Annotated in this window: 17 protein-coding genes; 16 read left to right on the top strand and 1 reads right to left on the bottom strand. The window is 40.9% G+C overall.

Annotated features, from left to right (window positions below):
• Window positions 1-17: 17 nt before the first annotated feature.
• The gene (locus tag DZC72_RS01415) at window positions 18-3,269 is read right to left on the bottom strand and encodes a SusC/RagA family TonB-linked outer membrane protein (RefSeq protein WP_125221130.1); all 3,252 of its coding nucleotides are present in this window, start codon (window positions 3,267-3,269) and stop codon (window positions 18-20) included.
• Window positions 3,270-3,667: 398 nt separating this feature from the next.
• Here DZC72_RS01415 and rpsL point away from each other — a divergent pair, with 398 nt between their 5' ends.
• The 16 genes from rpsL (at window position 3,668) to rplX (ending at window position 12,647) form a co-directional block, all read left to right on the top strand.
• Entirely contained in the window at window positions 3,668-4,042 is a 375-nt protein-coding gene (gene rpsL, locus DZC72_RS01410) for a 30S ribosomal protein S12 (protein WP_027078345.1), read from the top strand.
• A gap of 23 nt (window positions 4,043-4,065) precedes the next feature.
• The gene (gene rpsG / locus DZC72_RS01405; protein ID WP_125221129.1) at window positions 4,066-4,542 is read left to right on the top strand and encodes a 30S ribosomal protein S7; all 477 of its coding nucleotides are present in this window, start codon (window positions 4,066-4,068) and stop codon (window positions 4,540-4,542) included.
• Between the two features lie 5 nt (window positions 4,543-4,547).
• Window positions 4,548-6,677, top strand: a complete 2,130-nt coding sequence (gene fusA / locus DZC72_RS01400) for an elongation factor G (RefSeq protein ID WP_125221128.1) — start codon at window positions 4,548-4,550, stop codon at window positions 6,675-6,677.
• A 9-nt stretch (window positions 6,678-6,686) separates the two neighbouring features.
• Entirely contained in the window at window positions 6,687-6,992 is a 306-nt protein-coding gene (gene rpsJ, locus DZC72_RS01395; protein WP_007094989.1) for a 30S ribosomal protein S10, read from the top strand.
• Between the two features lie 225 nt (window positions 6,993-7,217).
• Window positions 7,218-7,841, top strand: a complete 624-nt coding sequence (gene rplC / locus DZC72_RS01390; protein ID WP_099546272.1) for a 50S ribosomal protein L3 — start codon at window positions 7,218-7,220, stop codon at window positions 7,839-7,841.
• Window positions 7,841-8,473: a 50S ribosomal protein L4 gene (gene rplD / locus DZC72_RS01385; protein ID WP_125221127.1), complete on the top strand. Its 633-nt coding sequence runs from the start codon at window positions 7,841-7,843 to the stop codon at window positions 8,471-8,473. Before rplC ends, rplD begins: the two co-directional genes overlap by 1 nt.
• A gap of 4 nt (window positions 8,474-8,477) precedes the next feature.
• A complete protein-coding gene (rplW, locus tag DZC72_RS01380; protein WP_099546270.1) occupies window positions 8,478-8,768 on the top strand; it encodes a 50S ribosomal protein L23 in 291 nt (96 codons plus the stop codon).
• 9 nt (window positions 8,769-8,777) lie between these two features.
• Window positions 8,778-9,602: a 50S ribosomal protein L2 gene (gene rplB / locus DZC72_RS01375; RefSeq protein ID WP_099546269.1), complete on the top strand. Its 825-nt coding sequence runs from the start codon at window positions 8,778-8,780 to the stop codon at window positions 9,600-9,602.
• Window positions 9,603-9,615: 13 nt separating this feature from the next.
• A complete protein-coding gene (rpsS, locus tag DZC72_RS01370; protein ID WP_099546268.1) occupies window positions 9,616-9,894 on the top strand; it encodes a 30S ribosomal protein S19 in 279 nt (92 codons plus the stop codon).
• A gap of 3 nt (window positions 9,895-9,897) precedes the next feature.
• Window positions 9,898-10,305, top strand: a complete 408-nt coding sequence (gene rplV / locus DZC72_RS01365) for a 50S ribosomal protein L22 (protein ID WP_125221126.1) — start codon at window positions 9,898-9,900, stop codon at window positions 10,303-10,305.
• Window position 10,306: 1 nt separating this feature from the next.
• Window positions 10,307-11,026 carry a 30S ribosomal protein S3 gene (gene rpsC, locus DZC72_RS01360; protein WP_125221125.1) on the top strand — a complete coding sequence of 240 codons (720 nt, stop codon included), beginning with the start codon at window positions 10,307-10,309 and terminating at the stop codon, window positions 11,024-11,026.
• A gap of 21 nt (window positions 11,027-11,047) precedes the next feature.
• Window positions 11,048-11,473 (top strand): 50S ribosomal protein L16, encoded by a 426-nt coding sequence (gene rplP / locus DZC72_RS01355; RefSeq protein ID WP_099546265.1) that lies wholly within the window; start codon window positions 11,048-11,050, stop codon window positions 11,471-11,473.
• A gap of 12 nt (window positions 11,474-11,485) precedes the next feature.
• A complete protein-coding gene (gene rpmC / locus DZC72_RS01350) occupies window positions 11,486-11,677 on the top strand; it encodes a 50S ribosomal protein L29 (protein ID WP_099546264.1) in 192 nt (63 codons plus the stop codon).
• A gap of 13 nt (window positions 11,678-11,690) precedes the next feature.
• Window positions 11,691-11,948 (top strand): 30S ribosomal protein S17, encoded by a 258-nt coding sequence (rpsQ, locus tag DZC72_RS01345; protein ID WP_094996003.1) that lies wholly within the window; start codon window positions 11,691-11,693, stop codon window positions 11,946-11,948.
• Window positions 11,949-11,951: 3 nt separating this feature from the next.
• Complete coding sequence (gene rplN, locus DZC72_RS01340; protein ID WP_027064819.1) at window positions 11,952-12,320, top strand: 50S ribosomal protein L14; 369 nt, start codon at window positions 11,952-11,954, stop codon at window positions 12,318-12,320.
• 12 nt (window positions 12,321-12,332) lie between these two features.
• A complete protein-coding gene (gene rplX / locus DZC72_RS01335) occupies window positions 12,333-12,647 on the top strand; it encodes a 50S ribosomal protein L24 (RefSeq protein ID WP_099546263.1) in 315 nt (104 codons plus the stop codon).

Here is a 12,647-nt window from a genome sequence, read left to right as displayed (position 1 = left end):
TTTAGCAAATTTTATGATTAAAAGGATGCAGTAACTGTCAATCCATACCTACGACTACTTGGCCCGTTCAAGAAATCAAAGCCCCTTGCATTACCTATACCGGCACCAGCTACATTAGGGTCGAAATTGGCTCCGTCAGGCATATTATATGCATCGTACCATAGGTTAAAACCTTGTACGGTAAAACCAAGCTTGCTGAATGGTGTTCTATCCAAGAATTTGCCTGGTAAATTATAGGTTAATGAAACTTCTTGTAATCTTACAACGGAAGCATCATACACTTGTAATTCGGTAGGACCGAACAATACGTTACTAAAGTAGTATTGCGAGTTATTGATCTGTAGATCGTTAGGTTGTCCCGTAGCTTGTCTGATACCAGGTAAAATATAAGTATTCTCTCTATTCACGGTCTCTTTTATCAATCCACGACCCTGAAGCAAGGCAACTGTATTGGCGACCATGTCACCACCTGCGGTATGGCTTACTTGGAAGCCCAATCTCCAGTTTTTATAACTTAGAGTGTTGATGAAGTTCATTACATAATCTGGAACTGCATCCCCAATAATTGGAACGTTTCCGTCAGCATCCACCTGCGTAGTAATGTAGTTACCAGCTTCGTCTATCAATAGATTCCCATTGGCATCACGCGCAACGGCATTTCCAACAATGCTACCTAGAGATTCTCCTTTTATAGCGGCGTTACCCCCTATGTCCAAATCAGTGGAACCAGCATAGATGATAATGTCCTGCTCTTGCTCCTCAACAGTCTCTTTATTGGAGAAGAAATTCACGTTGGATTTCCAGCTAAAACCTTCTGGGTTTCTAAAGATATCCACACCCAAATCAGCTTCATATCCTTTGTTACTTATTTGACCAATGTTACTTTGTGTAAATGTAAAACCAGTTGAAGGGGAAAGTGGCTCACGAACGATTAGGTCATCCGTAGTCCTGTTATAATAGGTAAAGTCTAAAGAAACCCTGTTCTGGAACAATCTAGCTTCCAGACCTAGCTCAAACTCCTTCAAAAGTTCTGGCTTTAAATTTGGATTTGCCTTAAAGTTTGCAATCTGGTTGGTAGTAACACCACCATCCTCACCGTACACCAAGGTATTCTGTTCTGCAATACTCAAGGTAGGGTATCCAGTTGGGAAGTTAGCAGATGTACCGTAACCGGCTCTTAACTTCATATAGTTGATTCCTTTTTCAGAACGTAGACCAGTGAAGGCCGCAGTTGGAATAAAGGATAAACTTGCTCCTGGATAGGTCAAACTTCTATTTTCGGTAATTAAGTTACTTACCCAGTCAGTTCTACTACTTACGTTTAGGAATAGGAAGTTGTCATAGTCAAAGCTTACATCTCCAAAAACACCTACGATATTTCTTTTTTGGCTTCTTTGGATCGGTTGCTGGTTCAAGTAGTTATAGTGACGCTTGATACCGTAAACAATTTGTCCGATACTGGCAACCCCTTGTCTGTCAAAGAAATCAGAACGGGCGTTGGCACCAATATTGAATGTCATTCCTATTTTTTCGCTAAGGTCATAATTACCACTTAATGAGGCAAAGTGGTCCCAGATAGTATTGTTGTTGTCATAGGTATCCAAGAATCCAAAAATATCACTTTGCTGGTCCACACCTCCTTTGTTGGAAGCATTTTCATTGCGTTCATTGTAGAAATCTAAACCTGTACGCCATGTAGCGGCCAAATTGTCATTGATGTCATAAGTCAATGAAGCGTTCCAAAACACCCTGTTCGTCAACTGTCTGTTGGTTACGTTTTTGGCCAACCATCTTGGGTTAACGATATCGTTACCGTTACGGTAGTAAACACTACCACCTGTAATCGGGTTTTCGAAAGGCAAGCCCATCAAGTCAACACTGATAGGGGTGAACATTACATGTCCATAAACCGATACGCCACTTACACCACCATTACCCAAACTCGCGGCAATTGGAGGAGATTTGTAATCCGTGCGTGCATAGTTCATAGTTGCCGCAATAGTAAATTTATTGGATAGTTTTGACCTACCACCAACGGAGAAGTTCATTCTGTTGGTAGAGTTCCCAGGAGTAAATCCTATATCGTTCAAATATCCAAGGTTGGCGTTGTATGTTGTATTTCCATCCTCTGATGCACCTTGGAAATTTACAGATGTGTTGGTTGCATATCCAGGTTTAAAGAAATTTTTAACTGACTGATAAGGTCTCCATGCATATCGCGCACCTTGTAATTCTGGAAATGCTTCTCTAGTTGCTGCTACAGCAGTAGTCGAATAAGGATGTTCCAAAGTTCCGTTCTCATCTATTAGGGCCTGTCTTCCCCATCCGGCTACTCCGCCTTCATCGAAGCTAGGACCCCAGTTACTGAAGAACCAACCAAACTGTTGGTCAAATCCATTACCATATTGGTTTTGATAATCCGGCAAGGAAGCGAACTCATTAACGAAATAAGATTGGTTTACGGTAATTTCGTTTTTCTTGGATCCGCCGGTTCCCGCACCAGCTTTAGTGGTAATCAATATAACCCCGTTCTTACCAAGTGTACCGTATAAAGTGGTAGCGGCAAGACCTTTCAATACCTCTACATTGGCAATGTTGTTTGGGTCTATGTCCAAAAACCTTGAAGAACCGGTGTTTCCACTAAGGAACGCAGGATTTGATGGGTCATTGGCATCGGAACTAGTACCCACGTTGGTGTCATTACTAAAAGGTACACCGTCAACGATAAACAGTGCTTGGTTACTTCCGCTAAATGAACTTAGACCACGAATGGTAACGTTCGTAGCGGAACCGGACATACCACCTGCAGCGGTGATATTAACCCCAGCAGCTTTACCCGCAAGAATACGGGCGACGTCACCCTCGGTTCTATTTTCAATAGATTCCGAGCCTACGGAGGTTACGGCATAACCCAAAGCTTTTTTCTCCCTTTTGATTCCCTGCCCTGTTACAACGACCTCTTCCAGGGCCTGGGCATCTTCCTGCATTGATACATTAATGGTATTACTCGCACCAACGGTTTGCTTAATCTCCCTCATACCTATATAGGTGAAGGCAAGAGTTTCGCCCGCCGCAGCAGTGATACTATAATTTCCATCAAAATCAGTTTGGGTACCCGTAGTGGTACCTTCAACCACGATGTTAACCCCAGGGAGGGGTAAACCATCCTGATCAGTAACCGTACCGGAAACTGTTTTTTCTTGTGCATAAGTAATATGCACAATTAACGCCAACAAGAGCGTCAACAATCCATTTAGTTTTGTTCTCATTTTTTAATTATTTGAATTAGCTAGCAGCAAAAATCACAAAATGGCGTTAATAATCCAAGGGAATTTTAATAAAACTTTAAGAAGCCTAAGTATTCTTAGGAGTTATAGATTAAACACTAATTGGATTTTCTATAATGTAATATAACAGCTCAAATATTGAGAATTCTGTAATTAATTACAATTTCTAAAAGAGGGAAAAAGAAAGTTTTTTCAGGAATATTCAAAAATTATGACGTTTTGGAGCACTTGTATGAACTTTTTTTTATTTGGGAACGCAGAAGAAAAGGGTTCATAAAAAAGTTTCCAAAATATTTAAGGTTGGGTTTGTTTTATAGTGAAATATCACTACATTTGCCGACCCTTAAACAAAGGGTAAATTTTATACATATTTATATAGTATGCCAACAATTTCACAATTAGTACGAACAGGAAGGGCCACAATTACCAAGAAGAGTAAATCGGCTGCTTTGGATTCGTGTCCTCAGAGAAGGGGTGTATGTACTAGGGTATATACGACTACTCCTAAAAAACCAAATTCTGCAATGAGAAAAGTTGCCAGGGTTAGGTTGACTAACGGGAAAGAGGTTAATGCCTATATTCCTGGTGAGGGTCACAATTTGCAAGAGCACTCGATAGTATTGGTAAGAGGCGGGAGAGTAAAGGACTTACCAGGTGTTAGATATCATATCGTTCGTGGGGCATTGGACACAGCAGGTGTGGCCGGTAGAACACAACGTAGGTCTAAATATGGTGCAAAACGTCCCAAGAAGTAGTTAACACTTTTTAAAAAGAAGTAATGAGAAAAAGACAGGCAAAGAAAAGACCACTTTTACCAGATCCACGTTTCAATGACCAATTGGTAACAAGATTTGTTAATATGATGATGTGGGACGGTAAAAAGTCAGTAGCGTTTAGTGTTTTTTATGATGCCATCGATATTGTCGAGGCCAAAAAAACAGATGACGAGAAAACTGCGCTCGAGTTATGGAAGGATGCATTGAGCAATGTAATGCCCCATGTAGAAGTAAGGAGTAGAAGGGTTGGGGGTGCAACGTTTCAAATACCCATGCAAATTAGGCCGGACAGAAAAATTTCTACCGCAATGAAGTGGTTGATCAGTTATGCTAGAAAGCGTAACGAGAAAGGAATGTCGCAAAAATTGGCTGCCGAGATTTTGGCTGCGGCTAAGGAAGAGGGTGCTGCTGTGAAAAAGAGAGTCGATACCCACAAGATGGCAGAAGCGAACAAAGCATTTTCCCACTTTAGATTCTAATTAAAATGGCAAGAGATTTAAGATTAACAAGAAATATTGGGATTGCCGCGCATATTGACGCCGGTAAAACAACGACTACCGAGCGTATACTTTTTTATACTGGGGTTAGTCATAAAATAGGTGAGGTTCATGATGGTGCTGCCACAATGGACTGGATGGAGCAGGAGCAGGAGCGTGGAATTACCATTACTTCAGCTGCTACCACTTGTGAGTGGGTTTTTCCTAGAGTAAATGGAGAGCCAACTGAGGATGCAAAAAGTTATCACTTTAACATTATTGATACCCCAGGCCACGTTGACTTCACCGTGGAGGTGAACAGGTCTTTACGTGTGCTTGATGGACTGGTCTTTTTGTTCAGTGCGGTTGATGGTGTTGAGCCTCAGTCTGAAACTAACTGGAGATTGGCCGATAACTATAAGGTTCCGCGAATCGGTTTCGTGAACAAAATGGACCGTCAGGGTTCTAATTTCTTGGCTGTTTGTAACCAGGTGAAGGAAATGTTGGGTTCAAATGCCGTGCCTATTGTTTTGCCTATTGGTGAGGAAGCAGACTTTAAAGGAATTGTTGACTTGGCCAAGAATAGGGCTATTGTATGGCATGAGGATAATTTTGGTTCTACATTTGATGTAATCGATATTCCTGAAGAAATGAAGGCGGAGGTTAAGGAGTACAGAGCTGCCTTGATAGAAGCCGTTGCGGAATATGACGAAGCGTTGATGGAGAAATTCTTTGAGGATGAGGAATCCATTACCGAAGATGAAGTCCACGCCGCTTTGAGGGCTGCCGTTATGGATAGGGCCATTATACCTATGATTTGTGGTTCTTCCTTTAAAAATAAAGGTGTTCAATTCTTGTTGGATGCTGTTTGTAGGTATTTACCGTCTCCTTTGGATAAGGATGCCATAGAAGGAACTAATCCAGATACTGGAGAGGTTATTACACGTAAACCGGATGCTAAAGAACCTTTTGCTGCCTTGGCTTTTAAAATTGCTACGGATCCATTTGTTGGAAGATTGGCGTTTTTTAGGACGTATTCGGGTCGATTGGAAGCGGGTTCTTATATATTGAACAATAGATCTGGAAAAAAGGAACGTATCTCTCGTATTTATCAAATGCATTCCAATAAACAAAATGCTATCGATTTTATCGAAGCTGGAGATATTGGTGCAGCGGTTGGATTCAAGGATATCAAGACAGGGGATACCATGTCTGATGAAAAGCATCCTATTGTTTTGGAAAGTATGAATTTCCCTGATCCCGTAATCGGTATTGCCGTTGAGCCAAAGACTAAGGCGGATGTGGATAAATTGGGTATGGCTTTGGCAAAATTGGCCGAAGAGGATCCAACATTCCAGGTGAAAACGGATGAGGCTTCTGGTCAAACGATTATTTCCGGTATGGGTGAGCTTCACTTGGATATTATCGTGGACCGTTTGAGAAGGGAATTTAAGGTAGAAGTTAACCAAGGTCAACCTCAGGTTGAATACAAGGAGGCCATTACAAAGGCTGCGGACCATAGGGAAGTTTACAAGAAGCAATCTGGTGGACGTGGTAAGTTTGCCGATATTGTCTTTACTATGGAGCCGGTTACTGATGAAGAAAAATCAGGTCTGGAATTTGTAAACGAGGTTAAAGGTGGTAATGTTCCCAAGGAATATATACCTGCTGTGGAAAAAGGATTCAGGGAGGCTATGAAAAATGGTCCATTGGCCGGTTTTGAAATGGATAGTATGAAGGTTACTTTGAAGGATGGTTCATTCCACCCCGTAGATTCTGATTCCCTATCCTTTGAATTGGCTGCTAAGATGGGTTATAAAGCCGCTGCCAAAGCTGCAAGGGCCGTATTGTTGGAGCCAATCATGAAATTGGAAGTAATTACCCCAGAAGAAAACATGGGTGATATCGTTGGTGACTTGAACAGAAGAAGAGGTCAGGTGAGCAACATGTCAGACCGTGCTGGTGCTAAGGTCGTTAAGGCAACGGTACCTTTGTCCGAAATGTTCGGTTATGTAACATCTTTAAGAACACTTTCTTCAGGTAGGGCAACTTCCACCATGGAGTTTTCACACTACGCCGAAACACCTTCCAATATTTCCGAGGAGGTTATCAAGGCGGCAAAAGGTATAACAGCATAATTATAGGTAATGAGTCAGAAAATTAGAATAAAGCTTAAGTCTTACGACCACAATTTGGTGGACAAATCTGCCGAGAAAATCGTAAAAACGGTAAAGACTACCGGTGCTGTTGTAACGGGACCAATTCCTTTGCCAACACATAAAAAGATATTTACTGTATTGCGTTCTCCACACGTAAATAAAAAGTCGAGAGAGCAATTTCAACTTAGTTCTTATAAGAGGTTGTTGGATATCTATAGCTCTTCATCAAAAACCATTGATGCCCTAATGAAGTTGGAACTTCCTAGTGGTGTTGAGGTGGAGATCAAGGTTTAGTGAGACTCGATTCTCTTTATTTAAGGAGAATCGCTAGCCAAACAAACACTGAGCGTAGTCGAAGTGTCTGTCCTAACGTCTAAAAGATACCGTAAAAAGTGCGGTATATACATGTCCTAAGCTGCGGGCGAGGGAAAAACGGAGATAAAATAATTTCAGGGTTGAATTATTTTTGACCCTATTTTTTTGAAAAGTTTTTAATAAATAGTAATTAATAATTTAAGTATGTCTGGGTTAATAGGAAAAAAAGTAGGCATGACCAGCATTTTTGACGAGAATGGAAAGAACATTCCATGTACCGTTATCGAGGCTGGACCATGTGTAGTTACCCAAGTCAGAACCGAAGAGGTAGACGGGTATAATGCCCTTCAACTTGGTTTCGATGACAAGGCAGAAAAGCGTGCTAATAAGGCCGAATCCGGTCATTTTAAAAAGGCAGGTGCTTCTCCCAAGAAAAAAGTCGTTGAGTTCCAAGGTTTTGAAGGAGAGTATAAATTGGGAGACACCCTAGGTGTTGACCTGTTTGTAGAGGGAGAATTTGTGGATGTCATAGGTACATCCAAAGGGAAAGGTTTCCAGGGTGTTGTTAAAAGACACGGTTTTGGCGGTGTTGGTCAATCGACCCATGGTCAACATAACAGGCTTAGGGCTCCAGGATCTATTGGTGCCGCTTCTTATCCGGCTAGGGTTTTTAAAGGAATGAAAATGGCTGGAAGAATGGGTGGTGAAAAAGTTACCGTGCAAAACCTTAGGGTTTTGAAGGTAGTTCCGGAGAAAAACCTTTTAGTTCTAAAAGGATGTGTTCCTGGTCATAAAAATGGGTATGTAACTATTCAAAGATGGCAGTAATGAAGGTAGCAGTATTAGATATAAATGGAAAAGATACGGGAAGAAAGGCTGAGCTTTCTGATAGCGTATTCGCAATAGAGCCTAATGAACATGCGGTTTATCTGGATGTTAAACAATATTTGGCCCATCAAAGACAAGGTACGCACAAGGCAAAGGAGCGCGGAGAAATAGCCGGTAGTACGAGAAAAATTAAAAAGCAAAAAGGTACAGGTACCGCTAGGGCTGGTAGCATAAAGTCGCCGGTCTTTAGAGGTGGAGGTAGGATATTTGGGCCAAGGCCTAAGGATTATACCCAAAAACTGAATAAGAACCTAAAGCGTTTGGCAAGAAAATCTGCATTGAGCATCAAGTCCAAGGAAAATTCGATAATGGTAGTTGAAGACTTCGATTTTGACACACCAAAGACCAAGGATTTTGTAAATGTTTTAAAGTCATTGGGATTGGAAAACAAAAAGTCTTTAATAGTGTTGGGCGGTTCAAATAAAGGCGTATATTTGTCTTCTCGTAATTTCAAGGGTTCTGATGTTATAACTAATTCAGAATTAAGCACTTACAAAATACTTAATGCATCAAATGTGGTATTGTTGGAAGGCTCTCTGGAAGGAATCGAATCAAATTTAACTAATAAGTAGTATCATGAGTGTGTTGATAAAACCAATTATAACGGAAAAAATGACTGCGGAGGGCGAGTTGAACAACCGTTATGGTTTCCTAGTTGATCCGAAGGCCAACAAGATTCAGATTAAAGATGCTGTTGAGGCTACTTATGGTGTTTCGGTCAAGAAAGTTAGAACGATGAATTATGGGCCAACAAGAAAGACCAGATTTACAAAAACTGGTGTACAGCATGGGAAGACAAACGCAACTAAGAAGGCGATTGTTGATGTTGTGGAAGGTGATATAATTGATTTTTACAGTAATCTATAAAGACAAGAAATGTCAGTTAGAAAATTAAAACCAATCACTCCTGGACAGCGTTTTAGAGTAGTAAACGGGTTTGACGCCATTACTGCTGATAAGCCGGAGAAGAGCTTACTTGCTCCGTTAAAAAAGTCCGGAGGTAGAAACAGTCAAGGAAAGATGACCATACGCCAAAAAGGTGGTGGGCATAAAAGAAGGTACCGTGTTATCGATTTTAAGAGAGATAAGCAGGATGTTGCCGCTACGGTAAAGTCTATCGAGTACGATCCAAACAGAACTGCTTTTATAGCACTTTTGGAGTATGTTGATGGGGAAAAAAGATACGTTGTTGCCCAAAATGGGTTAAAGGTGGACCAACAAGTTTCTGCCGGTGCAGGTTCTGCACCTGAGATTGGAAATGCGTTGCCTCTAAGCGAGATTCCATTGGGTACTATTATTTCTTGTATCGAATTGCGTCCTGGTCAGGGTGCGGTTATGGCAAGAAGTGCTGGTACTTTTGCACAATTAATGGCAAAAGATGGAAAATTTGTAACCGTTAAGATGCCTTCTGGTGAAACAAGGTTGGTTTTGTCTTCTTGTATGGCGACTATAGGTGCAGTTTCTAATTCTGACCACCAATTATTGGTGTCCGGTAAAGCGGGTAGAAGCAGATGGCTGGGCAGAAGACCAAGGACTAGGCCAGTAGCCATGAACCCTGTGGATCATCCAATGGGTGGTGGTGAAGGTAGGGCTTCCGGTGGTCATCCAAGATCTAGAAAAGGTATTCCTGCCAAAGGGTATAGGACTCGTTCCAAGACCAAGAGTACCAATAAGTATATAATAGAACGTAGAAAGAAATAAAAAGTAGAAAGAAATGGCACGTTCACTAAAAAAAGGACCTTACGTTCATTACAGTTTAGAAAAGAAAATTCAGGACAGTGTTTCTTCTGGTAAGAAATCGGTTATTAAGACATGGTCAAGGGCATCAATGATTACACCTGATTTTGTTGGACTAACTATTGCTGTTCATAATGGGAAACAATTTGTACCTGTTTTCGTAACGGAGAACATGGTTGGGCATAAATTAGGGGAATTTTCACCTACAAGATCTTTTAGGGGTCATGCAGGTGCAAAGAATAAAGGAAAGAAGTAAGCTATGGGAGTTCGTAAAAAACAAATGGCCGAAAGAATTAAGGCAGAAAAGCAGAAAGTAGCTTTCGCTAAATTGAACAATTGTCCTACTTCACCTAGGAAAATGAGGCTTGTGGCCGATTTGGTACGTGGTGAAAAGGTTGAAAAGGCGCTAGCTATATTAAGATTTAATCCTAAAGAAGCTTCTAGAAAACTAGAGAAATTGTTGCTTTCGGCCTTGGCAAATTGGCAGGCGAAGAATGAGGATGCTAGTTTGGAAGATGCTGATTTGATTGTTTCGGAGATTCGTGTGGATAGCGGTACAATGCTTAAGAGATTGCGTCCTGCGCCACAGGGTAGAGCGCATAGGATAAGAAAACGTTCAAACCATGTAACCTTGGTTTTGGGATCTAACAATAATATAGAGAGCTAGAATGGGACAAAAAACAAATCCAATAGGGAATCGTCTAGGAATTATCAGAGGATGGGAGTCTAACTGGTATGGAGGAAAGGATTATGGTGATAAGCTTGCAGAAGACGATAAGATTAGAAAATATATCCATGCTAGGCTTTCCAAGGCAAGTGTTTCAAGGGTTATTATTGAGAGAACCTTAAAACTGATTACGGTTACCGTAACCACTGCCAGACCAGGTATTATCATTGGTAAGGGGGGTCAAGAGGTTGACAAATTGAAAGAGGAGCTTAAGAAGATTACCAATAAAGAGGTTCAGATCAATATTTACGAGATCAAAAGACCGGAATTGGACGCAAATCTTGTAGCTGCAAGTATTGCAAGACAGATTGAGAGTAGGATTTCTTTTAGAAGAGCTATCAAGATGGCCATTGCTGCTGCGATGAGAATGAACGCCGAAGGAATAAAAGTTCAGATTTCAGGAAGATTGAACGGCGCTGAAATGGCACGATCTGAATCTTACAAAGAAGGAAGAATTCCTTTGTCCACATTTAGGGCGGATATCGACTATGCATTGCAAGAAGCTCAGACCACCTATGGAAAATTAGGAATCAAGGTTTGGATTATGAAGGGTGAGGTTTACGGAAAACGAGAGCTTTCCCCGTTAATTGGGATGCAAAAAGGGCAGGCCTCCAAACCTGGAAAGCAAGATGGTGCAAGAAAGCCACGTCGAAGAAAGTAATAATTAAAGAAGTAGAGAAAAATGTTACAACCAAAAAGAACGAAGTTCCGAAAAATGCAGACAGGCCGGATGAAAGGAATTGCCGGTAGAGGGCATCAACTTTCTAATGGTATGTTCGGAATAAAATCTATGGATTCTTCTTTTTTGACTTCCCGTCAAATTGAAGCTGCTCGTATCGCTGCTACTAGGTACATGAAAAGGGAAGGTCAATTGTGGATAAAAATATTTCCGGACAAGCCTATTACCAAAAAGCCATTGGAGGTACGTATGGGTAAAGGTAAAGGTGCTCCAGAATACTTTGTGGCCGTTGTAAAACCTGGAAGGGTAATGTTTGAAATTGCCGGGGTGTCCATGGATATTGCAAAGGAAGCACTTAGACTAGCGGCACAAAAGCTTCCGGTTAGAACAAAATTTATTGTTGCAAGAGATTATACAGTTGACAATTAATCGTAGGAAATTATGAAAAATCAGGAAATTAAGGAATTGTCTGTTGATGGACTTACGGAAAAACTTGCAGAGTATAAGAAGCAGCATGCAGATTTAAAAATGGCTCATTTTGTGACTCCATTGGAAAACCCTCTTCAGATCAGAAAGGTGAGAAGAACGGTTGCAAGATTGGCTACTGAATTAACTAAAAGGGAAAACCAATAATTGGTTCTGCTTTATGGAAAAAAGAAACTTAAGAAAGGAAAGAATTGGGGTTGTAACCAGTGACAAAATGGAAAAGTCCATTGTTGTTTCTGAGGTTAAGAGAGTAAAACACCCTATGTACGGTAAGTTCGTTTTGAAAACAAAAAAATATGTTGCCCACGACGAAAAGAACGATTGTAATATCGGTGATACCGTAAAGATTATGGAGACACGTCCTATGAGCAAGACCAAGTGTTGGAGGTTAGTAGAAATCTTAGAAAGAGCCAAATAAGTTATGTTACAGCAAGAATCTAGATTAAAGGTTGCAGATAATACCGGAGCCAAGGAAGTTTTGACTATCCGTGTTCTTGGTGGTACAAAGAGGAGATATGCTTCTATAGGTGACAAGATAGTAGTTACTGTAAAGGAAGCTACTCCAAATGGAGGTATCAAGAAGGGTGCTGTCTCCACTGCTGTGGTAGTAAGGACCAAAAAGGAGGTTAGAAGACCTGATGGTTCTTATATCCGTTTCGATGACAACGCATGTGTGTTATTGAACCCTGCTGGAGAAATGCGCGGTACACGTGTTTTTGGTCCTGTAGCAAGAGAGCTTAGGGATAAGCAGTTCATGAAAATTGTTTCATTGGCCCCTGAGGTACTATAATTAGTTGATAAGATGAAGAAGTTAAAGATAAAAACAGGAGATACGGTAAGGGTTGTTTCTGGAGACCATAAAGGTTCCGAAGGAAAAGTAATGTCCGTAAATCTTGAAAAAAATAAAGCGATTGTAGAGGGTGTCAATGTTGTTTCCAAACATGAGAAGCCTAGTGCTCAAAACCCTCAGGGTGGAATCGTGAAAAAGGAAGCTTTAATTCACATTTCCAACCTATCATTGATCGACTCAAAATCCGGTGAGACCACAAGAGTGGGTTTCGAGGTTAGAGATGGAAAAAAAGTTAGGGTTTCCAAGAAATCAAATGAAGTAATTTAG

It is taken from the genome of Maribacter algicola, assembly GCF_003933245.1.
GTDB lineage: Bacteria > Bacteroidota > Bacteroidia > Flavobacteriales > Flavobacteriaceae > Maribacter > Maribacter algicola.
The sequence above is the reverse complement of the archived record's forward strand: the minus strand, read 5'-3'. Positions and strand labels throughout refer to the sequence as shown.

Excerpts from the sequence above, each read along its gene's own strand:
- DZC72_RS01415 (WP_125221130.1), bottom strand. The coding sequence starts at position 3,269 with ATGAGAACAAAACTAAATGGATTGTTGACGCTCTTGTTGGCGTTAATT.
- rpsL (WP_027078345.1), top strand. The coding sequence starts at position 3,668 with ATGCCAACAATTTCACAATTAGTACGAACAGGAAGGGCCACAATTACC.
- rpsG (WP_125221129.1), top strand. The coding sequence starts at position 4,066 with ATGAGAAAAAGACAGGCAAAGAAAAGACCACTTTTACCAGATCCACGT.
- fusA (WP_125221128.1), top strand. The coding sequence starts at position 4,548 with ATGGCAAGAGATTTAAGATTAACAAGAAATATTGGGATTGCCGCGCAT.
- rpsJ (WP_007094989.1), top strand. The coding sequence starts at position 6,687 with ATGAGTCAGAAAATTAGAATAAAGCTTAAGTCTTACGACCACAATTTG.
- rplC (WP_099546272.1), top strand. The coding sequence starts at position 7,218 with ATGTCTGGGTTAATAGGAAAAAAAGTAGGCATGACCAGCATTTTTGAC.
- rplD (WP_125221127.1), top strand. The coding sequence starts at position 7,841 with ATGAAGGTAGCAGTATTAGATATAAATGGAAAAGATACGGGAAGAAAG.
- rplW (WP_099546270.1), top strand. The coding sequence starts at position 8,478 with ATGAGTGTGTTGATAAAACCAATTATAACGGAAAAAATGACTGCGGAG.
- rplB (WP_099546269.1), top strand. The coding sequence starts at position 8,778 with ATGTCAGTTAGAAAATTAAAACCAATCACTCCTGGACAGCGTTTTAGA.
- rpsS (WP_099546268.1), top strand. The coding sequence starts at position 9,616 with ATGGCACGTTCACTAAAAAAAGGACCTTACGTTCATTACAGTTTAGAA.
- rplV (WP_125221126.1), top strand. The coding sequence starts at position 9,898 with ATGGGAGTTCGTAAAAAACAAATGGCCGAAAGAATTAAGGCAGAAAAG.
- rpsC (WP_125221125.1), top strand. The coding sequence starts at position 10,307 with ATGGGACAAAAAACAAATCCAATAGGGAATCGTCTAGGAATTATCAGA.
- rplP (WP_099546265.1), top strand. The coding sequence starts at position 11,048 with ATGTTACAACCAAAAAGAACGAAGTTCCGAAAAATGCAGACAGGCCGG.
- rpmC (WP_099546264.1), top strand. The coding sequence starts at position 11,486 with ATGAAAAATCAGGAAATTAAGGAATTGTCTGTTGATGGACTTACGGAA.
- rpsQ (WP_094996003.1), top strand. The coding sequence starts at position 11,691 with ATGGAAAAAAGAAACTTAAGAAAGGAAAGAATTGGGGTTGTAACCAGT.
- rplN (WP_027064819.1), top strand. The coding sequence starts at position 11,952 with ATGTTACAGCAAGAATCTAGATTAAAGGTTGCAGATAATACCGGAGCC.
- rplX (WP_099546263.1), top strand. The coding sequence starts at position 12,333 with ATGAAGAAGTTAAAGATAAAAACAGGAGATACGGTAAGGGTTGTTTCT.